Here is a 23,413-nt window from a genome sequence, read left to right on the forward strand (position 1 = left end):
GGATGTTTGTCGTTCCGATTTGCGGCTGTACGTGGTCCAAGGGTAGCTCAAAAGAACCGTTTTCACCGTCGCGGACCTGCGACATCAGCGCCTGACGCCTGAACATGGAAGGGGTTGTCAGCGGCTGTGATAACCGAAAAGTTCGGCCCGCTACTCGTTGCACTTTTCATTTTTCGTTGATCTTTCTCTGTTTTGTTTTACTAGATGAAACACACTTTCAAATATATTGACTCAAAACCGTAAGGCGTGACAAATTACGAAAACAACAGAACTACAAAGACAACATTAGCCGCCTGGCCCATCTGGAATGAATGTCTGATGAATGAGGAAAACCGCCACATTGCCCACGGTCAGGATCTGCCCGGTTTTCACAGTCTGCTTGGCTACCGCCAGGTGTCATGGGAGGAAAATGAAGCGGTCATCGAGCTTGAGCTTCGGCCCGCGCATCGGAATCTTGGCGGCGTTATCCATGGTGGTGTGCTGACGTCGCTGTTGGACATAGCCATGGCGCAGGCCGGAACCTACTGCCCCTTTCCGGGCCGGATGCGCAAGGCAGTCACCCTGTCGCTTACCACCACGTTTACCGGCCAGTGCTCCGAGGGAGTGATTCGGGTTACCGGCAGAAAACGCGCCGGGGGGCGCCGGATCTTCAACAGTACCGGCGAAGTGCATGACGACAAAGGCAACCTGCTGGCCATCGGCGAGGGCACCTTTCGCATCCGCTCTGGCAGTGACAAACCCGAAGGTGTGCCCATCTGACGGCCGGATGGCCCCGGAACCAATACCAACAAGAGGAAGCGGACATGTTCGATCTGTCTGAGAAAGCCAAAGCGTTGCAGTCGAAGCTCAGCGCCTTCATGGATGAGCACATCTACCCAAACGAACACCTGCACCACGAACAGATCGCACAGGCAGAGAACCGCTGGGCCCCGATTCCGATCATTGAAGAACTGAAAGAGAAAGCCAGGGGCGAGGGCCTCTGGAACCTGTTTCTGCCCGAGAGCGACTACGGTGCCGGGCTGAGCAATTACGAGTACGCCCACCTGTGCGAAATCATGGGCCGCTCGGAGATGGCGCCGGAAGTGTTCAACTGTTCCGCGCCCGATACCGGCAACATGGAAACCATTGCCCGTTTTGGCAACGCGGAACAGCAGGAACAGTGGCTGAAACCGCTACTGGCCGGGGAGATCCGTTCCTGTTTCTCAATGACCGAGCCGGACGTGGCCTCCTCCGATGCCACCAACATCGCCTGCGAGATTCGTCGCGAGGGCGATGAGTATGTGATCAACGGTAAGAAGTGGTGGTCTTCCGGCGCCATGACCACCACCTCGAAAATTGCCATCGTTATGGGCAAGACCGACCCCACCGCCGAGAAACACAAGCAGCAGTCGATGATTCTGGTGCCGCTGGATGCGCCGGGAGTAAAGATGATCCGTCCGCTGACCGTGTTCGGTTATGACCACGCGCCCCATGGCCACGCCGAGATTCACTACGACAACGTGCGGGTGCCGGCCAGCAATATTCTGCTGGGCGAAGGTCGGGGTTTTGAAATTGCCCAGGGTCGCCTCGGGCCGGGCCGTATTCACCACTGCATGCGCACCATCGGTGTTGCCGAACGGGCCCTGGAGCTGATGTGCCGGCGTGCCGGTCAGCGTGAGGCCTTCGGCAAGCCCCTGTCGAGTTTCGATTCCATCCGCAAGGACATCGCCCGCAGCCGTATCGAGATTGAACAGGCGCGCCTGATGACCCTCAAGGCCGCCCACATGATGGATACCGTGGGCAACAAGGTGGCACGCCAGGAAATTGCCATGATCAAGGTGATCGCACCGAGTATGGCGCTGAAGGTGCTGGACCGCGCGATCCAGGTGCACGGCGGTGCCGGTGTCAGTCAGGACACCTTCCTCGCTTCAGCCTGGGCCAAGGTACGAACGCTTCGACTGGCGGACGGTCCGGATGAGGTGCACCTGGACTCCGTGGCCAAGATGGAACTCCGTCAGTATCGCTAATCCAACGGCATGAGGATCAAACCATGACCAACCCGCTGTTTGATATGACCGGCAAGGTCGCTGTCATTACCGGCTCCACCAAGGGCATTGGCCGCGCCATCGCCGAGGAAATGGCCCGTCTTGGTGCCCGGGTGGTGATTTCCAGTCGCAAGGCCGACGCCTGCGAACAGGTGGCTGCCGAACTGAAAGCGCAGGGCTTCGAAGCCATAGCCGTGCCCTGTCACGTGGGCCGGAAAGACGATCTTCAGAACCTGGTGGACCGGACCAACGAAGCCTGGGGCCCGATCGACGTGCTGGTGTGCAACGCGGCCACTAACCCCGTTTATGGCACCACCGCCGAGATGACCGACGAGGCCTGGGACAAGATCATGGATACCAACGTCAAAGGCACTTTCTGGCTCACCAACATGGTCCTGCCCCAGATGGCGGAGAAGGGTGAGGGTGCGGTGGTTCTGCTGTCCAGCATCGCCGGCCTTCGGGGTAACACCACCATTGGAACCTACGGGGTGTCGAAAGCCGCTGAGGCGGCCCTGGCCCGCAATCTGGCCGTGGAATGGGGCCCGAAAGGCATTCGTGTCAACAGTATCGCCCCGGGCCTGATCAAGACCGATTTTGCCAGGGCCCTCTGGGAAGACCCGGTTCGGGTGAAGCGCGCGGAAGACAAGACCCCGCTGCGTCGGATCGGGGATCCGGTAGATATCGCCGGCCTGGCCGTGTTCCTGTCCACCAGGGCAAGCGCGTACATCACAGGCCAGGTCATCGTTGCCGACGGTGGCGAGACCATTTGCTAACGGAATCTATCGAGACACTATGACGACAGCACCAGAGCTGGTGGACGTTCTGCCGGCACACAGGTTTGACGAGGAGCGGCTGCTGGCCTGGCTTCAGGCAGAACTGCCGGAGGTGGGTGAACGTCTGGACGTTCGCCAGTTCCAGGGTGGGCAGTCCAACCCCACGTTTTTGCTGGACACTGGTGCTGGCCAATACGTCTTGCGCAAGAAGCCGCCTGGAAAGACGCTGCCCTCAGCCCATATGGTGGAGCGCGAATACCGGGTGATGAAGGCCTTGGCAGACCATACTGAGGTGCCGGTCCCCAGAGTACGGGTGCTGTGCGAGGACAGTGCGGTCATTGGAACCCCGTTCTATGTCATGGACTTTCTGGAAGGCCGGATCATCAGTCATTCGGCTCTGCCGGAGCTGGGCCGGGAGGATCGCCTTCTGGCCCACCGCTCGGCCGTCGATACCCTGGCGGCCCTGCACTCGGTGGACGTAAACGCGATCGGTCTTGGAGATTACGGCCGCCCGGAAGGCTATGTGGCGCGACAGGTGGCGCGCTGGAGTAAGCAGTATCTGGCGTCGAAGACAGACGATCTGCCTGCCATGGACAAACTCATGGCCTGGTTGCCGGAGAATATTCCTGTTGCGGACGAGACCGCCATCGCCCACGGCGACTACCGGTTCGGCAACCTCATGCTGGCGCCGGACAAGCCCGAGGTGATCGGGATCCTCGATTGGGAGCTGTCCACGCTGGGCCATCCGGTGGCGGACCTGGCCTATTACTGCATGCCTTATTATCTGCCCTCCGATATGGAAGGCATGCGCGGTTTGCAGGGGGAGGATCTGGACGCATTGGGGATTCCCGATGAGCAAGCGACCATCGCCCGCTACTGCGCGAAGACCGGGCGCGAGGGAATTGATGACTGGCATGTATTCCTGGCGTTTTCCCTGTTCCGGCTGGCGGCCATCCTGCAGGGTGTCTACAAGCGAGCGCTGGACGGCAACGCCGCCAATGCCAACGCCCTGAGTGTCGGCAAGCGGGCCAGCCTGTTGGCGGACATCGGCTGGCAGGTTGCCAGCGAGCACCCATGAATAATAGCTGGCTGCACCTGTGGCCGACTGACTGAACCCTGGAGAGCAACACGCATGTTCACACGCCATTTCAAGGTCTGGCCCAGAGAACTGCCCAAGACCATGACCCTGCCGGAAACCAGCGTCTTCACCAACCTGGAGATTTCCGCACGACGCTACCCGGACCACAACGCCATCGTCTTCTATGATGCGCCCCTCACCTACCGGCGCCTGCTCGAGGAGGTTGAGGCCATGGCGGGGTATCTCCAGTCACAAGGCGTTTCCAAGGGAGATCGTGTCCTGCTCTACATGCAGAACTCACCGCAATATGTCATCGCCTACTACGCCATCCTGAGAGCGGATGCGGTGGTGATCCCTGTAAATCCGATGAACCGGGCTGCGGAGCTCGAGCACTTCATCGCCGACACGGGAGCGTCGATCTGCCTGGCCGGCCAGGAGCTGGCGGACTTCATCATTCCCCAGTTGCCGGAAACGGATCTCAAGCAGGTGGTGGTGGCGTCTTACAGTAGCTACATCAAACCGGATACCGATCTTGATCTGCCAGCAGAAGTTGCCGCTCCGGTCTGGTCGCGGGGTGTGCGTGGCGTCGTGACCTGGGAAGCAGCACTTGGCGCAGGATACAAGCCGTCCGCTCACACAGCAGGCCCGGCAGATCTGGCCGTTATCCCTTACAGTTCGGGTACCACCGGCGCCCCCAAGGGTTGCATGCACACCCATCGTTCCGTCATGGCAACGGCCATGCACCGTGCGTTCTGGAACCTGAGCACACCGGATACGGTGCAGCTGTCCACGCTGCCATTCTTCCATGTAACCGGCATGACCGGCTCCATGAACAGTCCCATCTACAGCGGTTCGACGTCGGTGATCATGACCCGCTGGGACCGTACCACGGCGGCTCGTCTGATCGAGCGCTACCGGGTAACCGGCTGGACCAACATCGTGACCATGGCGGTGGATTTTCTGTCGAATCCGGACATCGGCCAGTACGACCTCAGCAGCCTGAATACCATCGGCGGCGGCGGGGCAGCCATGCCGGCGGCGGTGGCGGAAAAGTTGAAAACCATGACCGGTCTGGACTACATCGAGGGCTATGGTCTGTCCGAGACCATGGCGGCGACGCACATCAACCCGGTGAAGCAACCCAAGTCCCAGTGTCTGGGTATTCCTGTTTTCGATGTGGACAGCCGGATAGTCGATGTGGATACCCTTGAGGAAAAGGGCCCCGGTGAAACCGGTGAAATCGTCTCTTGCGGCCCGCAGGTGACCATTGGGTACTGGAACCGACCGGCAGAAACCGAAGCCGCGTTCGTGGAGATCGATGGCAAACGCTTCTTCCGGACCGGCGACCTCGGCTACTACGATGAGGACGGTTATTTCTTCATGGTGGATCGGGTCAAACGCATGATCAACGCGTCCGGCTTCAAGGTGTGGCCCTCCGAAGTGGAGGGTCTGATGTACCGGCACCCGGCCATCCACGAGGTCTGTATCATCTCCGCACCGGATCCGAAACGGGGAGAAACGGTGAAAGCCTGTATTGTCCTGACCCCCGAGGCGGAGGGTAGAACCTCAGCAGAAGACATCGTCAACTGGTGCCGGGAGCAGATGGCGGCCTACAAGATTCCGACTATTGTGGAGTTCATGGAGGCGCTGCCGAAATCCCCCACCGGAAAGCTGATGTGGCGGGCCCTGCAGGAGGAGGAATGGAAGCAGCACACCTGATCAGGTGGGGAGTCGAGCCCTGTTCGAGCAACCGTCGATCAGGGCTCGTCAGGCCACATACATAATCAGATTTTCCGCCACACAGGCCGGCTTGTCCTCGCCCCGGATCTCAACGGTGGTCCTGTAAGTTGCTAGCTGGCGTTGGTCGTCGACCTGATCAACCGCCAGCAGCTCCACCCGGGTGCGGATGCTTGAGCCGACTTTCACCGCCGATGGGAAACGCAGCCGGTTCAATCCATAGTTGATGGTAGCGGACGGCCCGAGCACTTTGAGCGCCTGGGGATTCAGTCTCGAGATGAGCGAGACCGTCAGATAGCCGTGGGCGATGGGGCTTTTCCAGGGTGATTCTCGCTTGGCTCGCTCGACATCTATGTGAATCCACTGATGATCACCGGTCACGTCGGCAAAGGCATTGACCATCTCCTGGGTGATGGTGAGCCAGGGGCTGTGGCTCACCAGCCGCCCCGCCATGTTGGCAAGTTCCGCAAGCTGTACGTCTTTCATTCATACCCCCTAGACGCTGTAGCCCGGGTTCTTGCTGTCCAGCAGTCGTACCAGAGCCGGCCAGGTGAGCTTCGACGCGGCGCCCAGGGATTGCGACTGCTCCGCTGTGGTCCGGATCGCCTGCTCCGAGGGCATCCATGTGGGGCCGCAGCTCTGGGCCTTGACCTGGATTTCGCAGGCCTTCATCAGGAAATACAGGTAGGTGAAGGTCTCGGGGACATCCTTCCCCGCGGTCAGCACGCCGTGGTTACGAAGCAGCATCATGGATTTGTTGCCCAGGTCCCGGATCAGCCGCTCGCGCTCGTCGAGGTTCAATGCAACGCCTTCGTAATCATGGTAGCTCAGGTGGTCGAGACAGAGCATGGCGGTCTGACTCAGGGGCAGCAGGCCGTCCCTATGAGCCGAGACGGCCACGCCGTCCGGGGCATGCAGATGCATGACCGCGCCGGCATCTTCCCGGCCCATATGCACGGCGCTGTGAATGGTGAAGCCGGCCGGGTTGACCCGTCCGAGCCCGCCGGCCTGCACCACCTGGCCGTCCCGATCCACCTTGACCAGTGAGGATGCGGTGATTTCATGGAACAGCAGACCATAGGGATTGATCAGGAAGTGGTGCTCTGGCCCTGGCACCCGGGCTGAAAGATGGGTGAAAACCAGATCGTCCCAGCCAAACAGGGCGACCAGGCGATAAGCCGCAGCGAGTTCGGTACGGACCTGCCATTCCGTCGTCTGTCCGTTGTTGGTGTCCGGTTTTGCGTCGGTTTTTGTCATCGTTGTTCACCTCCGGATGCAAAAAAGGGGTGGTCTGGCGACCACCCCTGAATAATAGAAGAACCAGGGCTCACCGAGAGGGGTTGTTAACCCGCCTGTAAAAGGATGGTGTAAGCCTCCAGATGGAAGTCGTCATCGCCGAGCTGGTGGTTGATCATGACCAGACGCTTGGCGTAATGGGCAAAGTTGTACTCCCAGGTCATACCGATGCCGCCGTGGGACTGGATGCCCTGCTCGGAGATGAACTGGCCACTGCGGCCAATCACGTTCTTGGCGGCGGCCAGAATCCGGCGGCGCTCGTCGCTCTGGGGCTGGTCAGCAACGCTTGCGGCCAGTATCGCCATGGATCGCGCCTGTTCAAGCTCAGACATCATGTCCACCATCCGGTGCTGCAACACCTGGAACCTGCCGATAGGCACACCGAACTGCTTGCGCTGTTTGAGGTAGTCCAGGGTCAGGTCGCAGGCCACTTCCATGACGCCGACCGCTTCTCCACACAATGCGGAGATGGCGCGGCCGGTCTGGTATTCAATGACATTGGCAGCCTTGCCTTCTTCGCCGAGCAAAGCATCGGAACCCAGCTTGACGTTGTTCAGGAACAGGTCGCAGCCTTTCGAACCGTCAATTGTCGGATAGGTTCGGGCTTCCAGACCCTCGGCATCCGGGCGGACCAGAAACAGGCTGATGCCAGCGGAGTCCCGGCTGTCGCCTGACGTCCGGGCGGACACCACCAGCACGTCGGCGCAATGCCCGCCAATCACGACCGCCTTGCGACCGTTCAGAACGTAACCGTCGCCGGATTTTTCCGCGCGGGTTTCCACATCGTTCAGGTTGTAGAAGCTCTGTGGCTCCTGGAGGCCTACCGCAGCACGAACCTCACCGCTGGCGATGTCGCCAAGCCACTGTTCCTGTTGCTCACTGTTGCCGGCCTGGGCGATCAAACCACCGCCCAGAATGACCGATTGCAGGTAGGGCTCAATGCACAGACCGCGGCCCAGCTCGGTCATAACGCTCTGCACTTCAACACCACTGCCGCCAAAACCTCCCAGCTCTTCCGGGAAGGGTACGGCGGTGAGGCCCAGCTCTCCCAGCTGTCTCCAGAAATCGGCGCTGAAGCCCAGATCGGATTCGCTGTACTTCAAACGCTTTTCAAAACTGTATTCACCGCGCACCAGACGGGCCACGGTATCCTGCAGCATCTGCTGCTCTTCGTTGAGTCGGAAATCCATGGTCGCCTCCTTAAAGCCCGAGAATCATTTTCGACACAATGTTCTTCTGGATCTCGTTGGATCCGCCGAAAATGGACAGCTTGCGGTTGTTGAAGTACTGGGCAGCCAGTGGTGCGGCATTTTCGTCTGAAAGGAATTCACCGCTGTAATCCAGATCCAGTTCCTTTTCCACAAACGGAAGCGCGTAGGGGCCAATGGCACGCCGCGCCAGGTCGTTGATGGTCTGGCGAATTTCCGTGCCCCGAACCTTCAGCATGGAGCTTTCCGCGCCCGGCATGCCGCCGCCCTCGACCGAGGCGATGATGCGCAGATTGCTGATGGCAGCAGCCATCAGATCGATCTCAACCTGGGCAATGCGTCGCGCGAAAGACGCGTCCTCAATCAGCGGGCGACCGTTCCTGGTGCGGCGGGAGGCGAGTTCCTTCAGGTGCTGGAGCGCGGCCTTGGAAATGCCGATGCCGGCCAGACCGGTGCGCTCATAGGTGAGCAGGTACTTGGCGTAGGTCCAGCCGTTGTCCTCCTCGCCAACGAGGTTTTCGACGGGGACTTTTACATCCTCGAAGAACACTTCGTTGACTTCGTGCTCGCCATCGAGGGTGATAATCGGGCGCACGGTAATACCGGGGGTGTTCATGTCGATCAGCAGGAAAGAGATGCCTTCCTGCGCCTTTACTTCGGTGTTGGTGCGCACCAGGCAGAAAATCATGTTGGCGTGCTGGCCGAGGGTGGTCCAGGTTTTCTGGCCATTCACAATGTAGTGATCGCCGTCGCGAACGGCCCGCGTCTTGAGCGAGGCCAGGTCTGAACCGGCGCCAGGCTCGGAATAGCCCTGGCACCACCAGTCTTCGCCGCTGAGGATTCTCGGCAGGTATCTCTGCTTCTGCTCTTCGGAGCCAAACTTGATAATCACCGGCGCCACCATGTTGACACCGAAAGGTACGGAGCGAGGCGCACCGTACCGGGAAGACTCTTCATCCCAGATGTGCTTCTGAACCGGGCTCCAGTTCACACCGCCGTATTCTTCCGGCCAGTGGGTGGCGTACCAGCCCTGTTCGCTGAGTATCTTCTGCCAGCACTGGTGGTCTTCCCTGGATAGCCGGCGGAAGCCTTTTACCTTGGCGGCGATATCCTCCGGCAGTTTTTCATCCAGGAACGCGCGGACCTCATCACGGAAGGCGAGTTCCTCGGTGGTGTAATTCAAATTCATAGGAAAACCTCGTTCGCGTCGATCTGTAAGTCAGCTGAATGCCTGGATGCCGGTCTGGCCGCGGCCCAGAATCAGCGCGTGGACATCATGGGTACCCTCGTAGGTGTTCACGGCTTCCAGATTCATCACGTGGCGAATCACGTGGTACTCGTCGGAAATGCCGTTACCGCCATGCATGTCCCGGGCTACCCGGGCGATGTCCAGAGCCTTGCCGCAGTTGTTGCGCTTGAGCAACGAGATGGCATCGGGTGTGACGGTGCCGGCATCCATCATGCGGCCCAGTTGCAGAACGGCCTGCAGGCCAATGGTGATCTCGGTCTGCATGTCCACCAGCTTTTTCTGGACCAACTGGTTGGCGGCCAGGGGCTTGCCAAACTGCTTCCGTTCCAGGGTGTAGTTGCGGGCCGCGTGCCAGCAGAATTCAGCGGCGCCCAGGGAGCCCCAACTGATGCCGAAACGGGCCTTGTTGAGGCAGCTGAAGGGTCCTTTCAGCCCTTCCACCTCAAGATGGTTCTCTTCCGGAACGAACACCTCATCCATAAAGATGGAGCCGGTTTCCGACGCCCGCAGGGAGAATTTGCCCTCGATCTTGGGTGTGTCCAGGCCCTTGGCGCCCTCGCGCTCGATCACAAAGCCGTTCACCTTGCCGTCCAGTTTGGCCCAGACCACGCAGACGTCGGCAATCGGTGAGTTGGTGATCCAGGTTTTGGAACCACTCAACAAGTAGCCACCGTCGACTTTCTTGGCCCGGGTTTCCATGCCGCCCGGGTCGGAACCGTGATTGGGTTCGGTCAGGCCGAAACAGCCGACGTACTCGCCGGAGGCCAGCTTGGGCAGGATGCGTTTTTTCATCGCTTCCTTGCCGTAGGAATGAATCGGGTACATCACCAGAGATGACTGAACGCTGAGGGCCGAGCGGTAGGCCGAGTCCACCCGCTCCACTTCACGGGCAATCAGACCGTAGCAGACATGGTTCAGACCCGGTCCGCCGTATTCTTCAGGCAGGGTCGCACCCAGCATGCCGAGTTCACCCATCTGATTGAAGATGGAGCGGTCGAACTTTTCGTGCCGGTTGGCCTCGGTGATACCAGGCATCAGTTGCTCATCACAGAAGCTGCGGATGCTGTCTCGGACCTGACGCTCGGTTTCGTCCAGTTGGGAATCGAAATCCAGCAGATCATTCCAGGGTGCGGAAGCCATTGTGTACTCTCCTGAAAGCGAATATCAAAAGTCCGGCGCTAGGGGCAGTGGACCAGTTTGTGCTATCTTTGTATCAATGTTGTTTCATTAAGCGAAACACAGTTTTGTAATTTGATCCTGAAAGACTAATCCGGGTGTTATGGAAATGCAAGCAGTGTTCAAGGCTGACCAGGTGCCCCTGTGCTGAGCGGCATGCTGCAGTGGTGGGTCTCCCTGGCGGTGGTGACGGAGCTCGTGGCTATCTGTCTCGAAAGCCGCGAACTCAGTGCGCTGGCGGGCGTGGCGTTTATCACTGCCTTTCTGGCGGGAGCCGGGCGCCTGCAGGGGTATGCCCGGATGTTACTGGTTATAGCCCTTCTGGTTCTGGGGGGGCTTGCCTGGCGCGGGGCTCTGGACGACGAGCTGGTGCTGAAGGCGGCGTCTGACGCAGCGTTCTATTCCGCGTTTCTGGGCAGCCTGGGCCTGATGCAGTGCCTTGTGCGTCGGTTTGAGGTATTGCGCCGGATTCACGATGTGCTGCTTGGCGGCAGGCCCGTCCTGCTCTATCCCAAGTACGCTCTGGTCAGCTGCGGCGTTGCCACGGTTCTGAGTTTTGGAATGATGAACCTGCTGTGCGGAAGTCTCTCTGAAACCCTGCGTGAGCGTGGCATCAGTGGCGAATCCCGCCTGCAGTGGTTGCGCAGTGTCCTGATCAGTGCCCTGAGGGGATTTGCCCTCGTGCCACTCGTGGCGCCCACCAGCGTGGCGGTTGCGATTCTCACCCGGGAGCTTCCCCAGTTGAGCTGGTCGCAGCTTCTGCCGTTCGGAGTGGTTGCCGCGATTCTGATGGTTGTGATTGGCTGGGTGCTCGAACAGCGCCGGTTCCGCAAGGTCAGCAGTGAGCGCGTTGCCGTTGAAGGCTGGCTGCCGGGTACTGGTCGTCTGCTGTTCCTTATCCTGCTGGTGTTTACGGTGATGGCGTGTCTGGTGGCGACGACCGATTTCAAGGTGTCGGTGGCGGCCATGTTGTCTGTGCCGACCGTAACACTGCTTTATATGCTCTGGCAGGAACGGGGGTTGATGCCGGTTCTTCAGGAAGGCTCCAGCCAGGTATGGGCCATGCAGAATGAGATGGCCATTTTCGCCGCCTCGGCGATTCTTGGGGTAGCCCTGTCTGCGGTCATTCCGGCGGATGCGCTGGCGGGGCTGGTCGCCTCTGGCAGTGGTGTTTTTCTGGTGGCCGTCGTGGGCATGCTGATGCTACCCATGTTCTCCATGATCGGGATCATTCCCATCACCGTTCTGAGCGTCCAGGCCGGATTGTTGCCCCAGCTGGTGGCCGAGGGGATGGATCTGCTCCCGGTCGCCGTGGCTCTGGTCATCGGCTTTTCCCTGGCCATGATGCTCTCGCCATTTGGCCCCTCGGTCATGCTGTTATCCAGGTTCGGGCAGATCTCCCGGTGGGTTGTGGCGTTCCGGTGGAATGGCGTGTTCGCGCTGATTGCGCTGCCGGTGCTGCTGGCTCTTACGGCGCTGGTGGCCTGGCTGGCACCGGGTTAATAGCCCCGGTCGGTATCCACGATCCCTGAGATGGTGCGCCCTGCGGCATGATCCCGAATCTTACTGGTGATCTGCTCGATCGTGGCGTCTCGAAGGGTCCGGGCCGAGATGTGTGGCGTGATGGTGATTTCTTTCCGCTGCCAGAAGGGGTGCCCCTCCGGCAGGGGTTCCTTGCGGAACACGTCAAGGGAGGCGCGCAGCAAGGTGCCATCGTCCAGTGCCCGAAGCAGGTCGTCCTCGACCAGATGCTCACCCCGGCCGACGTTGATCAGCACGGCGCCAGGTTGAAGTTGACTCAGCAGCCCGTAGTCGATGATATTCCGGGTGTCGTCGGTCAGGGGCAGGGTGTTGACCAGAACACGAGAGGATTGCAGAAAGTCACCAAGCTGGTCCGGGCCGGCATAGGTGCTGACCCCTTCCAGGTTATGTACCCCGCGGGCCCAGCCACTTACCTGATAGTCCAGGTCGGCCAGTGTGCGGGCGACCCGCTTGCCAATGTGGCCCAGCCCCATGACACCCACCGGCCACTCGCTGCGTTTGATGGGGCGATGGATCTTCCAGATGCCCTGGCGTTGCTGTTCCCGGTAGGTTTCCATCTCGCGGCTGGCTTCCAGCAGTTGGTGCAGCACGTACTCCGCCATCTGCACCGACATCCCTGCGTCTTCCAGGCGTACAATCGTGAGGTTTTGCGGCAGGTTGGCAACCTTGAGCAGGCCGTCTATACCCGCACCCAGATTGAACACCGCTTTCAGATGCTTTTCCCGCTCAAATAGCGCCTCAGGGGGCTGCCACACGATGGCATAATCCGCGTCAACAGCAGGTCCCTCCGGATCCCAAACGGAAATCTCCGCTTCCGGCAAGAGTTCTTTGATGGGCACTGTCCAGCGCTCGGGTTTCGGGTCGCCTGCCACAAAGAGAATCTTCATTTTGCCTCCGGTTGTCGCCACAGGGTTCGATGGCTGCTAGTTTGTTTTGCAATGCAGAATAGAAAATCGGTTTAATTCGAAAAAGTCGGTATACAGTACCGCCTTGCGATTCCGAATTTGAAACATAAGTGCCAAGTGTTTCATATTTGGTACGAATTTTGAAAAGACTTTCTGGTACTTGATTTCTGCAGCGATTAAAATGGTGAATTCGCAGTCATTCACCATATTAATACACCGGTTACCGGAGCGGGCGACGCGGTTGGAGGACGTCCCATTATGGCAGGAAAAAAGCAGATCTCACCCGAACTGAAAGTGGCATCCACTGACGGTGAGCCCGTTAAGCCGGAAAAAGACCGCAAGTTTGTAGAGGCCCTGTCTCGTGGTCTGGACGTGCTCCGCGCCTTCAGCCAGGGGCCAGTGATTCTGGGCAACCAGGACATCGCCCGCATTACCGGGCTGCCTAAACCGACCGTGTCGCGGATGACGTATACCCTCACCAAGCTGGGTTACCTCAGCTACAACACCCAGTTAGAAAAATACCAGCTGAGTTCCGGGGTGCTGGCGCTCGGTTATGCCTACGTATCCAATCTCAAGGTTCGCCAGCTGGCGAAGCCCTACATGGACGAGTTTGCCCGCCAGACCAACATGTCGATAGGTCTGACCTGCCGCGACCGGTTGCACATGATCTACGTGGAAAACCGTCTGCCACCGGAGGCGTCCCTGCTGCGCATGGATATCGGCCTGAAACTGCCCATGGCCACCACTTCTGCCGGCCGTGCCTACTACTGCGCTATCAGCGACAAAGCCCGCCTGGTCATTGACGATGCCATGGCGGCCAAATACGGCAAAGACTGGCCGGAGAAGAAAGCGGGCCTGGACCAGGCCATGAAGGATTACAAGGAACATGGTTTCTGCCTGTCCACAGGGGAGTGGGACCGGAACATCAACTCCGCCGGTGTGCCAATCCACCTGCAGGACGGCACTATCATGGCCCTGACCTGTGCTGCGCCGTCTTATCTGGTGCCGGCGGAAAAGCTCCGTGGTTCCATTGCCCACCAGCTGGCGATGCTGGCTGGCGATATTGAATCCTTGGGCGTCTGAGACTAACTCCCAAGTAACGAAGGAAGAACCTCCCCGCCGCCTTCCGACGGACTCCTGACCAAAAACCGCAGAGGAAAGACTGCGGTTTTTTTGTGACTGCTGTTTACCGGATGGTTGAAAACACCGACGAACTTGTATTAAATCGTACGCATGTTTCGCTAGTTAAAATCATATTTCAGAACTAATGCGAGGAGAAATCATGTCTGAGGTCGTTCGCTATAACCGGGAAGGCAACATCGGCGTTATTACCGTGAACTACCCGCCGGTAAACGCCCTCGGCCAGGCTGTTCGTTCCGGTCTGCTCGCAGCCCTGGAGCAGGGCCAGAACGATACAGAGGCCAAGGCACTGCTGCTGGTTTGCGAGGGGCGAACCTTCATCGCCGGTGCCGACATCCGTGAGTTCGGCAAGCCCATGCAGGAGCCCACGCTGCCGACGCTGGTCAACATTTTTGAAAACAGCGACAAGCCGCTGGTTGCCGCGATCCATGGCACGGCCCTGGGCGGTGGTCTGGAAACCGCGCTGAGCTGTCACTACCGGGTTGCCGTCAGCAGCGCCAAGGTAGGGCTGCCGGAAGTGAAGCTGGGTCTTTTGCCCGGTGCTGGCGGCACCCAGCGGCTGCCGCGCCTGACCGGTGCCCAAAAAGCGCTGGAAATGATCACCACCGGTGAATTTGTCGGCGCCAAGGATGCGCTGGCCCTTGGTATTCTCGATGCCGTGGAAGAAGGCGACGATGCCCGCACAGTGGGCATGGCTTACGCGCAGAAAGTAGCCGATGAAGGCAAGCCGGTACGTCGTGTTCGCGATATCACTGACAAAATCGAGGCGGACAAAGGCAGCGACGTTTTTGATCAGTTCCGGGAAGAGCTGAAGAAGCGGGCCCGCGGTCTGTTCTCCCCGTTCAAGTGTGTCGACGCCGTGGAAGCCGCCTTCAACCTGCCGTTTGAAGAAGGCATGAAGCGCGAGCGGGAACTGTTCATGGAGTGCATGGAATCGCCCCAGCGCGCCGGCCTGATCCATTCGTTCTTTGGCGAGCGAGAGGTCTCCAAGGTCAAGGGGCTGCCCAAGGACACGCCGGTTCGTGATGTGAAAAGTGTGGGCATTATTGGCGCCGGCACCATGGGTGGCGGTATTGCCATGAACTTCGTCAACGTGGGCATTCCGGTCACCATCGTCGAGGTAAAACAGGACGCTCTGGACAAAGGCCTGGCCATCATCCGCCGCAACTACGAGAACTCCGCGAAGAAGGGCAAACTGACCCAGGAGCAGGTGGAACAGAGGATGGCACTGATCACTCCAAGCCTCACCTACGACGATTTCCGGGATGTTGATCTGGTGATCGAGGCGGTGTTCGAGAACATGGCCATCAAGAAGGAAATCTTCGCCAAGCTTGATGAGGTGTGCAAGCCGGGCGCGATTCTGGCCTCCAACACCTCAACCCTGGATATCGACGAGATTGCGTCCGCCACCAAACGCCCGGAAGACGTGGTGGGTATGCACTTCTTCAGCCCGGCCAACGTGATGAAGCTGCTGGAGAACGTGCGTGGCAGCAAGACCTCCGATGAGGTCAAAGCCACGGTGATGGCGGTTGCCAGGACGATCAAGAAAGTCGGTGTCATGGTGGGCAACTGCTACGGCTTTGTCGGCAATCGGATGCTCCACAAGCGTGGCACCGAAGCCATGTCGCTTGTAGACGAGGGGGCCACACCACAACAGGTCGACAAGGTACTGACCGATCTCGGCTTCCCCATGGGGCAGTTTGCAATGTCCGACCTGGCCGGGATTGATGTGGGTTACCGCATCCGCGAAGAGCGTCGCAAGTCAGGCGAGGACATTCCTGCAAGCTGGATGGACAAGCTCGCCGAACAGGGGCGCCTTGGTCAAAAGACCCAGGCAGGTGTGTACAAGTATGAGGAAGGCAGTCGCAAGCCGATCCCGGATCCCGAGGTGGAGCAGCTGATCGAGGAGTTCCGCAAGGAGCAGGGAATCACACCGCGGGAGATCACCGACCAGGAAATCCTGGAGCGGTGCATGTACGTGATGATCAACGAAGGCGCCAAGATCCTCGAGGAAGGCATCGCGGACCGTCCGCTGGATATCGACATCGTCTGGATATACGGCTACGGCTTCCCGGCTTATCGCGGTGGCCCCATGTTCTGGGCCGATCAGGAAGGACTGGACACCATTCTTTCGGCGGTGAAAAAGTACCAGGACACCGTTGGGGGTGAGCAGTGGGAGCCGTCGGCCCTGCTTGAAAAGCTGGTGCGTGAAGGCAAGAAATTCGGCGATCTTTAAAGGAGTAGTGTCATGTCTGATGCAGTCATCGTTTCCACCGCCCGTACCGGTCTTGCCAAATCCTACCGGGGCTCTTTGAACAACACCCACAGCGTGGATATGGCAGGTCATGTCATCAAACACGCCGTTGAACGCGCGGGCATCGATCCGGCCATTGTGGAAGATGTGATCATGGGTGCGGCCTACCAGGAGGGCACCCAGGGCCGGAACATTGCCCGCCTTGCGGCCATACGCGCGGGTCTTCCGGTAACCACCGCGGGGTTCTCCATCAACCGCTTCTGCAGCTCCGGTCTGCAGTCCATTGCCCTCGCTGCGCAGAGGGTAGTGTCCGAGAAGGTTCCGGCTATGGTGGCTGGCGGGGTTGAGTCTATTTCCCTCGTGCAAAACGAGAAAATGAACAGCTTTCACGCCACCAATGAGTGGCTGATGAAGAACAAGCCGGAGCTGTACCTCTCGATGATCGAGACGGCGGATATTGTCGCCAAACGCTACAACGTCAGCCGTGAGGCACAGGATGAGTATTCTCTGATTTCCCAGCAGCGCACAGCAGCGGCCCAGCAGGCCGGCAAGTTCGACGATGAGATTGTGCCGTTCGACACCACCATGCTGGTCAAGGACAAAGAAACCGGTGAGGTCAGCGAGAAACAGGTGACTCTGAGTGCTGACGAATGCAACCGGCCGAACACGACCCTCGAGGGCCTGGCGGGCCTGGAGCCGGTCCGTGGCCCGGAGCAGTTCATTACGGCCGGTAATGCCAGCCAGCTGTCCGACGGGGCCTCCGTGTGCACGGTGATGAACAGCACCTACGCCGAGAAGCACAACATCGAACCCATGGGAATCTTCAGGGGCCTTGCCGTCGCCGGGTGTGAACCGGATGAGATGGGCATCGGCCCGGTGTATGCGATCCCGCGCCTGCTTGATCGGAACGGACTGACCATGGACGACATCGATCTGTGGGAGCTGAACGAAGCCTTTGCATCCCAGGTCATTTATTGCCGCGATCGCCTCGGTATTCCCATGGAAAAACTGAACGTAAACGGTGGTTCCATTTCAATCGGTCACCCCTTCGGTATGACTGGCGCCCGAATGACGGGCCACGCCCTGATTGAAGGCAAGCGTCGTGGCGCAAAGTATGTGGTGATTACCATGTGTATCGGTGGCGGTCAGGGCGCTGCCGGCCTGTTTGAAGTGGTCTGACATCGGCTCTTACGCAGACTTATCGCAGGTGACTGGGGGAAGCATGAACGAGCTGAACAGAAACTACATCAACGGCCAGTGGGTGAGCTGGGCCGGTGACATGATCGATGTTCACGAAGCTGGCACCGGCGAGGTTATTGCCCGGGTGCCTGCCGCCGGCGCGTGTGAAATGGAACAGGCCATTGCCGCCGCGGACGCCGCCTTCGAAAGTTGGTCGGAAAGCACACTGGATGAACGCATCAAGGTGTTGGAACAACTTCACGCAGGCCTGAAAGAACGGGCTCCGGAGATCGCCAAGACCGTCTGCCGGGAAGTGGGCATGCCCATCAAGCTGGCCGCGCCCATCCAGGCAGGTATGCCGGCTACGGTCACCAAGAGCTACCTGAAACTACTGCCGGACTTCCCATTCACTGAACAGTCCGGAAACTCCGAAGTACAGTACGCCCCGGTGGGGGTGGTTGGCTGTATCACCCCCTGGAACTACCCGCTGCATCAGGTGATCCTGAAAATTGTTCCGGCCATTGCCGCTGGCTGCACCGTGGTGCTCAAACCCTCGGAAATCGCTCCCCAGACGGCCTATATTCTTGCGGAAATCCTCGATGACACCGATCTGCCCAAGGGCGTGTTCAACCTGGTGTGCGGTTATGGCCATACGGTGGGCGATACCCTGATCAAACACCCGGATGTGCGCATGGTGTCCTTCACCGGTTCCACCCGCACCGGCAACCTGATTGCCCATGCGGCCGCCGACGATTTCAAACGGATCGCTCTGGAAATGGGCGGCAAATCCGCCTCGGTTATTTTGCCGGATGCGGACCTGGCGGCTGCCGTCAAAGGTACCGTCAACAACTGCCTGCTCAATTCCGGCCAGACCTGCACCGCGCTCACCCGCATGCTGGTTCCGGCAGACAGGCACGATGAGGCCTGCGAACTGGCCGCTGCTGCGGTGGCGAAAATGACACCGGGCAACCCGCTGGAAGAAACCACCCGCCTGGGGCCGCTGTCCTCCGCACAGCAGCGTGACAAGGTTATCGACTACATCAAGCTGGGTATCGAGGAAGGCGCCAGGCTGGTCGCTGGCGGCCCGGAAGCACCGGAAGGGTGTGAACAGGGTTACTTCGTGAAGGCCACCGTCTTCGGCAACGTCAAGCCGGATAGCCGTATTGCCCAGGAAGAGATCTTCGGGCCGGTGTTGTGCGTGATCCCCTATAACGACGAAGCCGAGGCCGTAAAAATTGCCAACGGCACCCAGTACGGTCTGTCCGGCGCAGTCTGGTCCGGGGATGACGCAAAGGCAAAGAAAATCGCCAGCAAGCTGCGCACTGGCCAGGTGTTCGTCAATGGGGGCGCGTTCAATCCGCTGGCGCCGTTCGGTGGTTTCGGCCACTCCGGTATCGGGCGTGAGTTCGGCAAGTGGGGTCTGGAGGAGTTTCTGGAAGTTCGCTCGTTGCAATTGTAAACGCTAGATGCCTGGCCTGCTGAAATGCGGACTGGGCCCGAACGGGGGTACCTGAGCGAGTTCTGAGTGATCCGCCTTACGCTTTTCCTCCAAGCAAAATCCTCACGGCGGTACAGGCATCCTCCAATTCGGCCTCCCTGGGCTCACGCCCGGCGATAATGTCGCTGTACAGGCAGGATTCGGCAAGGCGGATCATGAAGTAGGACAGGCTGAAAATATTCATGGGTGGCTTGATGTGTCCGGCAGCCACCTGATCCTTCAGCATCCGGGTGTTGGTTTCCACGGTGCGGGTGTGCAGGATCGATTGCGACGAGGTAAGTATCTTCAGGGCGTATTCCGGGTCCTGGTGGATGAACCGCCGCAGGGGTTCGAAATGCAGGATGGTGGAATTGGTGCGCCGATACACGCCCACGATGTAGTCGATACCCACGCCTGGTGTTTCCGCCATGGCCTGCCGCCAGAGCGGCTCGTACAGGGACCAGAGAATCTCGCCGATGAGCAGATCCCGGTTGCCGACCCAGCGGAACAGGGTGGCACGGCCAATGCCGAGTTCTTCCGACAGGGGTGCCAGGTGGATGCGCTCACCCTTGAGCCACATGCGACGGGCCCGTTTGAAAGCCTCCGCGGGTGTTGCCCTGGGAACGGTTCTGTCAGTCACTGCCACCTCGTGCCGGAATTTCGGTTCATTCTAACCACTAAACCGACAACCCGCTATGCGGGGCCGGGCCTGCTGTGTCCTGCGTGGCAGGAACCCTGTGATGGTTTTGTGAAGTTTTCCGCCTAAACTGCCTGCGTGGCTGTATTGAAAGTTCCCAAGAGGGCCAGGCGCAGGAGCCCGTCATCATGACGAGAACCGTATTGATCATCGAGGACAATCCCGGCATCGGAGAACTGGTACGCATGCAGGTGTCGGATCTGGGTATGGAGCCAGTGCTGGTGGATCGTGGCGATACTGGCCTGGAGCGGTTTCGCGAAGGCGGCATTGACCTTGTGATCCTGGACCTGATGCTGCCCGGCCTGGATGGCCTGGCCGTGTGTCGGGAAATCCGGTCCGGCCCCGGCTATGTACCCGTGCTCATGCTGACGGCGAAAAGCACCGAGCTTGACCGGGTGCTGGGGCTCGAGATGGGCGCGGACGATTACCTCACCAAGCCATTCAGCGTGGCGGAGCTGTCGGCCCGGATCAAGGCCCTGTTCCGAAGGGTGGACGCTTTCTCAAAAAGTGCCTCTACCGGCGACGATGCCAGTGAAATCGAGGTGGACCGGTTGCGAATCGACCCGGTGCGTCGACGGGTGTCGGTTGATAACCAGCCGGTGGAGCTGACCGCCCGGGAGTTCGACCTGCTCTGGCATTTTGCCTCTCACCGGGGACGGGTGTTCAGCCGGTCGCAGTTGCTGGACGCGGTGTGGGGTTACAACCACGAGGGCTACGAGCACACCGTGAACACCCACATCAATCGCCTGCGCAACAAGATTGAAGCCGACCCGGCCGACCCGCACTATGTCCAGACCGTTTGGGGTGTGGGCTACCGGTTCATGGACTGATCATGGCGCCGCCCCTGTTCCGGACCCTGTACGCACGCCTGGCCATCGGTCTGTTCCTGTTGTTGCTGGTGGTGGGTGGTCTGTTCACCTTCCTGAGCCTGGCCTCGGTGCGGGAGTACTCGGCGGCGATCAATCAGCAGCTCAATCGCGACCTGGCCCGCAACCTGGTGGCCGACCGCAATCTGGTGACCGATGGTGAGCTCAACCGCGATGCCCTCAAGCAGTTGTTCGAGCTGTACATGACCATCAATCCCAGCATCGAAATCTACCTGCTCGACCGTCAGGGCAAGATCCTGTCGTACTCCGCCGACCCCGACAAGATCAAGCGTAACCGGGTGTCCCTGGAACCGATTATCCGTCTGCTGAACAATCCGGACGCTTACCCGTTGCCCGGCGATGATCCGCGCAGCCATGACCGTCGCAAGGTGTTTTCGGTCACACCGGTGCCGGGCGCCGACAACCCGACCGGTTACCTGTACGTGGTGCTCCGGGGCGAGGAGTACGATCTGGCCGAGAGCATGGTGCACAGTGACCGTCTGCTGCAGATGGGGGCCGGTGCCCTGGCCGTCAGCCTGGTGGTTGGGCTGCTGGCGGGGTTGGTGTTTTTCCGACTGCTGACCCGGCGACTGTCACGGTTGACTGACCGGGTGGAAGCCTTCAATCAGGGCATGTCTGCGGACCAGGCACCAGACGTGGCCACCGCCGGCGACGACCTCGATTACCTGTCTGCCCGCTTTGACCAGATGGCGAGGCGCATCGAGGCCCAACTGGACATGCTCAAGGACAAGGACGCCCAGCGCCGGCAACTGGTGGCCCAGGTGTCCCACGACCTTCGCACGCCGCTGGCATCCATCCAGGGCTATCTGGAGGCCCTGCGGTTGAAGCAGGACTCGCTCGAGGCAGATGAGCGTTCCCGCTTCCTCGGTATTGCCCTGGCCGAGACCCATCGGCTCGGGCGCCTGGTGGAGGAACTGTTCGAGCTGGCGGCCCTGGATGCCAGGGAGAAACAGCCGGTGCCGGAGCCCTTCATGGTGGCAGAGTTGCTACATGATGTGGCCCATAAACATCGGCCCAAAGCGGAGCGTGCAGGCGTAACCCTGGTCGTGACTGAAATGGCGCCGGCGCAGGTGCTGGCAGACATTGCCATGACCGAACGGGTACTGGATAACCTGATAGGCAATGCGATTGACCACGCCCCCGAGGGCAGCTCGGTCACCCTCAGTGTGGCGGTCGACGATGACGGGGTCGAGATATCGGTGGCAGATGAGGGCCCGGGCATTGATCCCGACGACCTGGACCACCTGTTCGAACCCTTCTACCAGGCGTCGGGCGCGTCCCGCGCCGGACATGCGGGCCTGGGGCTGGCGATTGCCCAGCGCATGGTGGCGCTTCAGCACGGGCAACTCAGGGCAACCAACGCCAACGGTGCGGTATTCAGTGTCTGGTTGCCGATGGTGGGTCAACGACCGGGTGGCGACCGGGAACAATCCACAGCTTTATGAATTCGTAACAAACACTGAACGTTTTCGTGAATCCGCAGCCTTACCCTAGAGCCATCGAATCACCCAGAGGAGATGTCTTATGAAACGTACAATTGCAGGCACTGTCATTGCCCTGGCGCTGGTGACTGCCGGCGGCCTGTTTACCGCCCAGGCCACCGCCGAAAAGCACCAGGCCAGAGACACCCGATTCGCTCCTGATCAGCCCGGGCTGGCGGTGGCCACCTTCGCCGGTGGCTGCTTCTGGTGCGTGGAGGCGGGCTACGAGAAGCGGGTCCCCGGCGTGGTGGAAGCCGTGTCCGGGTATGCCGGCGGTGATCAGGCCAACCCGACCTACCAGCAGGTGTCCTCGGGCAAGACCGGCCACACCGAAGCGGTTCAGGTTTACTACGACCCGGAAAAAATGACCTATGAGGGCCTGTTGCAGGCACTCTGGCGGATGATGGACCCCACCGACAACCAGGGACAGTTTGTGGATCGCGGCAAGCAGTACCGGCCGGCTATTTTCTACCACAACGAGGCCCAGAAGCGTCTGGCGGAGCAGGCAGTGGCCGAGCTGGAGGCCTCCGGCGTGTATGACAAACCGGTGGTCATCGAGGTCGTGCCGCTGAAGAATTTCTACGCCGCCGAGGAATACCATCAGGACTATTACGAGAAGAATCCGGTTCGCTACAACTTCTATACCTTCAATTCCGGGCGTTACCAGTTCATCGAAAAGGTCTATGGCGAGGACTACCAGCTCGACTACAGCCGGTTCCAGGAGAACGCTACCGTGGATGCCAGCGATGATCTGGTGTCGAACGGTGGGGCAACGGCCAGTGCCGATAAGGCCGATGGCAAGGGCTTTGACCCCAAGACCTTCGAGATGCCAAGCCAGCAGGCCCTGAAAAAACGCCTGACGGATATGCAGTACGAGGTCACCCAGGAGGATGGCACCGAGCCGGCGTTCAATAACAAGTACTGGGACAACAAGCAGCCCGGCCTGTACGTGGATATCGTCTCTGGCGAGCCGCTCTTCTCCTCCCGGGACAAATACAAGTCTGGCACCGGCTGGCCAAGCTTTACTCGGCCCATCACCCCGGATGCGGTGGTGGAACGGGAAGACAACTCGCTGTTCATGACCCGCACCGAGATCCGGAGTCAGTACGCGGACTCTCACCTCGGGCACGTGTTCAACGACGGTCCGAAGCCCACCGGACTGCGGTACTGCATGAACTCGGCGGCGCTGGACTTCATCCCGCTCGACAAGATGGAGCAGGCCGGTTATGGCAAATGGATCGACGAGGTGAAGCCGAAGGCGGAGGTGGCCGGCCAATGAGGCATTCGAGCAGGTCGGATTAGCGCAGCGT

20 protein-coding genes are annotated in these 23,413 nt (G+C 59.8%); 13 read left to right on the plus strand and 7 right to left on the minus strand.

Features of this window, described 5'->3' with window-relative positions:
* The first annotated feature begins 318 nt into the window (after window positions 1–318).
* The 5 genes from BM344_RS11520 to BM344_RS11540 are packed head-to-tail and all read left to right on the plus strand — an operon-like array spanning window position 319 to window position 5,594.
* Window positions 319–759 (plus strand): PaaI family thioesterase, encoded by a 441-nt coding sequence (locus BM344_RS11520; RefSeq protein ID WP_091989848.1) that lies wholly within the window; start codon window positions 319–321, stop codon window positions 757–759.
* Window positions 760–803: 44 nt separating this feature from the next.
* On the plus strand, window positions 804–2,006 hold the full coding sequence (locus tag BM344_RS11525) for an acyl-CoA dehydrogenase family protein (protein ID WP_091989850.1): 1,203 nt from the start codon (window positions 804–806) through the stop codon (window positions 2,004–2,006).
* 23 nt (window positions 2,007–2,029) lie between these two features.
* A complete protein-coding gene (locus tag BM344_RS11530) occupies window positions 2,030–2,797 on the plus strand; it encodes an SDR family NAD(P)-dependent oxidoreductase (RefSeq protein ID WP_091989853.1) in 768 nt (255 codons plus the stop codon).
* A gap of 19 nt (window positions 2,798–2,816) precedes the next feature.
* Entirely contained in the window at window positions 2,817–3,875 is a 1,059-nt protein-coding gene (locus BM344_RS11535) for a phosphotransferase (RefSeq protein WP_091989855.1), read from the plus strand.
* A 54-nt stretch (window positions 3,876–3,929) separates the two neighbouring features.
* A complete protein-coding gene (locus tag BM344_RS11540) occupies window positions 3,930–5,594 on the plus strand; it encodes a long-chain fatty acid--CoA ligase (protein WP_091989858.1) in 1,665 nt (554 codons plus the stop codon).
* A gap of 48 nt (window positions 5,595–5,642) precedes the next feature.
* Here the strand turns inward: BM344_RS11540 and BM344_RS11545 are convergent, their stop codons facing one another.
* From BM344_RS11545 to BM344_RS11565, 5 genes are all read right to left on the minus strand, one after another.
* A complete protein-coding gene (locus tag BM344_RS11545) occupies window positions 5,643–6,098 on the minus strand; it encodes a MaoC family dehydratase (protein WP_091989860.1) in 456 nt (151 codons plus the stop codon).
* A gap of 9 nt (window positions 6,099–6,107) precedes the next feature.
* Window positions 6,108–6,869, minus strand: coding sequence for a class II aldolase/adducin family protein (locus BM344_RS11550; RefSeq protein ID WP_091989863.1), 762 nt, complete (start codon window positions 6,867–6,869; stop codon window positions 6,108–6,110).
* Window positions 6,870–6,955: 86 nt separating this feature from the next.
* Window positions 6,956–8,098 carry an acyl-CoA dehydrogenase family protein gene (locus BM344_RS11555; RefSeq protein ID WP_091989866.1) on the minus strand — a complete coding sequence of 381 codons (1,143 nt, stop codon included), beginning with the start codon at window positions 8,096–8,098 and terminating at the stop codon, window positions 6,956–6,958.
* Between the two features lie 10 nt (window positions 8,099–8,108).
* Window positions 8,109–9,305, minus strand: coding sequence for an acyl-CoA dehydrogenase family protein (locus BM344_RS11560; protein ID WP_091989868.1), 1,197 nt, complete (start codon window positions 9,303–9,305; stop codon window positions 8,109–8,111).
* Between the two features lie 30 nt (window positions 9,306–9,335).
* A complete protein-coding gene (locus BM344_RS11565; RefSeq protein WP_091989871.1) occupies window positions 9,336–10,505 on the minus strand; it encodes an acyl-CoA dehydrogenase in 1,170 nt (389 codons plus the stop codon).
* A gap of 180 nt (window positions 10,506–10,685) precedes the next feature.
* Between BM344_RS11565 and BM344_RS11570 the strand changes: the two genes are divergently transcribed.
* Window positions 10,686–12,044 carry a hypothetical protein gene (locus BM344_RS11570; protein ID WP_407656813.1) on the plus strand — a complete coding sequence of 453 codons (1,359 nt, stop codon included), beginning with the start codon at window positions 10,686–10,688 and terminating at the stop codon, window positions 12,042–12,044.
* Here the strand turns inward: BM344_RS11570 and BM344_RS11575 are convergent.
* A complete protein-coding gene (locus BM344_RS11575; RefSeq protein ID WP_091989874.1) occupies window positions 12,041–12,970 on the minus strand; it encodes a 2-hydroxyacid dehydrogenase in 930 nt (309 codons plus the stop codon). The two genes, BM344_RS11570 and BM344_RS11575, sit on opposite strands and share 4 nt — an antisense overlap.
* Window positions 12,971–13,246: 276 nt before the next feature.
* On the opposite strand from BM344_RS11575, the gene BM344_RS11585 reads away from it, so the two are divergent.
* The 4 genes from BM344_RS11585 (at window position 13,247) to BM344_RS11600 (ending at window position 19,020) form a co-directional block, all read left to right on the plus strand.
* Window positions 13,247–14,071 (plus strand): IclR family transcriptional regulator, encoded by an 825-nt coding sequence (locus tag BM344_RS11585; RefSeq protein WP_091989878.1) that lies wholly within the window; start codon window positions 13,247–13,249, stop codon window positions 14,069–14,071.
* 199 nt (window positions 14,072–14,270) lie between these two features.
* On the plus strand, window positions 14,271–16,364 hold the full coding sequence (locus BM344_RS11590; RefSeq protein WP_091989881.1) for a 3-hydroxyacyl-CoA dehydrogenase NAD-binding domain-containing protein: 2,094 nt from the start codon (window positions 14,271–14,273) through the stop codon (window positions 16,362–16,364).
* 12 nt (window positions 16,365–16,376) lie between these two features.
* On the plus strand, window positions 16,377–17,561 hold the full coding sequence (locus BM344_RS11595) for an acetyl-CoA C-acyltransferase (RefSeq protein ID WP_091989883.1): 1,185 nt from the start codon (window positions 16,377–16,379) through the stop codon (window positions 17,559–17,561).
* Between the two features lie 43 nt (window positions 17,562–17,604).
* Window positions 17,605–19,020: an aldehyde dehydrogenase family protein gene (locus BM344_RS11600; protein ID WP_091989886.1), complete on the plus strand. Its 1,416-nt coding sequence runs from the start codon at window positions 17,605–17,607 to the stop codon at window positions 19,018–19,020.
* A gap of 76 nt (window positions 19,021–19,096) precedes the next feature.
* On the opposite strand, the gene BM344_RS11605 is transcribed toward BM344_RS11600, so the two are convergent.
* Window positions 19,097–19,678, minus strand: a complete 582-nt coding sequence (locus BM344_RS11605; RefSeq protein WP_091989889.1) for a QsdR family transcriptional regulator — start codon at window positions 19,676–19,678, stop codon at window positions 19,097–19,099.
* A 185-nt stretch (window positions 19,679–19,863) separates the two neighbouring features.
* Here BM344_RS11605 and BM344_RS11610 point away from each other — a divergent pair, with 185 nt between their 5' ends.
* The 3 genes from BM344_RS11610 to msrB all read left to right on the plus strand — a co-directional run bounded on the left by BM344_RS11610 (window position 19,864) and on the right by msrB (window position 23,382).
* Window positions 19,864–20,565, plus strand: a complete 702-nt coding sequence (locus tag BM344_RS11610; RefSeq protein WP_091989892.1) for a response regulator transcription factor — start codon at window positions 19,864–19,866, stop codon at window positions 20,563–20,565.
* Between the two features lie 2 nt (window positions 20,566–20,567).
* Complete coding sequence (locus BM344_RS11615; protein WP_091989895.1) at window positions 20,568–22,067, plus strand: sensor histidine kinase; 1,500 nt, start codon at window positions 20,568–20,570, stop codon at window positions 22,065–22,067.
* Window positions 22,068–22,146: 79 nt separating this feature from the next.
* Window positions 22,147–23,382: a peptide-methionine (R)-S-oxide reductase MsrB gene (msrB, locus tag BM344_RS11620; protein WP_091989898.1), complete on the plus strand. Its 1,236-nt coding sequence runs from the start codon at window positions 22,147–22,149 to the stop codon at window positions 23,380–23,382.
* Window positions 23,383–23,413: the final 31 nt, after the last annotated feature.

Source organism: Marinobacter gudaonensis, assembly GCF_900115175.1.
GTDB classification, from domain to species: Bacteria; Pseudomonadota; Gammaproteobacteria; order Pseudomonadales; family Oleiphilaceae; genus Marinobacter; species Marinobacter gudaonensis.

What these genes read in the sequence shown, in the direction of transcription:
- BM344_RS11520 (WP_091989848.1), top strand. Translation starts at nt 319, where the DNA reads ATGAATGAGGAAAACCGCCACATTGCCCACGGTCAGGATCTGCCCGGT.
- BM344_RS11525 (WP_091989850.1), top strand. Translation starts at nt 804, where the DNA reads ATGTTCGATCTGTCTGAGAAAGCCAAAGCGTTGCAGTCGAAGCTCAGC.
- BM344_RS11530 (WP_091989853.1), top strand. Translation starts at nt 2,030, where the DNA reads ATGACCAACCCGCTGTTTGATATGACCGGCAAGGTCGCTGTCATTACC.
- BM344_RS11535 (WP_091989855.1), top strand. Translation starts at nt 2,817, where the DNA reads ATGACGACAGCACCAGAGCTGGTGGACGTTCTGCCGGCACACAGGTTT.
- BM344_RS11540 (WP_091989858.1), top strand. Translation starts at nt 3,930, where the DNA reads ATGTTCACACGCCATTTCAAGGTCTGGCCCAGAGAACTGCCCAAGACC.
- BM344_RS11545 (WP_091989860.1), bottom strand. Translation starts at nt 6,098, where the DNA reads ATGAAAGACGTACAGCTTGCGGAACTTGCCAACATGGCGGGGCGGCTG.
- BM344_RS11550 (WP_091989863.1), bottom strand. Translation starts at nt 6,869, where the DNA reads ATGACAAAAACCGACGCAAAACCGGACACCAACAACGGACAGACGACG.
- BM344_RS11555 (WP_091989866.1), bottom strand. Translation starts at nt 8,098, where the DNA reads ATGGATTTCCGACTCAACGAAGAGCAGCAGATGCTGCAGGATACCGTG.
- BM344_RS11560 (WP_091989868.1), bottom strand. Translation starts at nt 9,305, where the DNA reads ATGAATTTGAATTACACCACCGAGGAACTCGCCTTCCGTGATGAGGTC.
- BM344_RS11565 (WP_091989871.1), bottom strand. Translation starts at nt 10,505, where the DNA reads ATGGCTTCCGCACCCTGGAATGATCTGCTGGATTTCGATTCCCAACTG.
- BM344_RS11575 (WP_091989874.1), bottom strand. Translation starts at nt 12,970, where the DNA reads ATGAAGATTCTCTTTGTGGCAGGCGACCCGAAACCCGAGCGCTGGACA.
- BM344_RS11585 (WP_091989878.1), top strand. Translation starts at nt 13,247, where the DNA reads ATGGCAGGAAAAAAGCAGATCTCACCCGAACTGAAAGTGGCATCCACT.
- BM344_RS11590 (WP_091989881.1), top strand. Translation starts at nt 14,271, where the DNA reads ATGTCTGAGGTCGTTCGCTATAACCGGGAAGGCAACATCGGCGTTATT.
- BM344_RS11595 (WP_091989883.1), top strand. Translation starts at nt 16,377, where the DNA reads ATGTCTGATGCAGTCATCGTTTCCACCGCCCGTACCGGTCTTGCCAAA.
- BM344_RS11600 (WP_091989886.1), top strand. Translation starts at nt 17,605, where the DNA reads ATGAACGAGCTGAACAGAAACTACATCAACGGCCAGTGGGTGAGCTGG.
- BM344_RS11610 (WP_091989892.1), top strand. Translation starts at nt 19,864, where the DNA reads ATGACGAGAACCGTATTGATCATCGAGGACAATCCCGGCATCGGAGAA.
- BM344_RS11615 (WP_091989895.1), top strand. Translation starts at nt 20,568, where the DNA reads ATGGCGCCGCCCCTGTTCCGGACCCTGTACGCACGCCTGGCCATCGGT.
- msrB (WP_091989898.1), top strand. Translation starts at nt 22,147, where the DNA reads ATGAAACGTACAATTGCAGGCACTGTCATTGCCCTGGCGCTGGTGACT.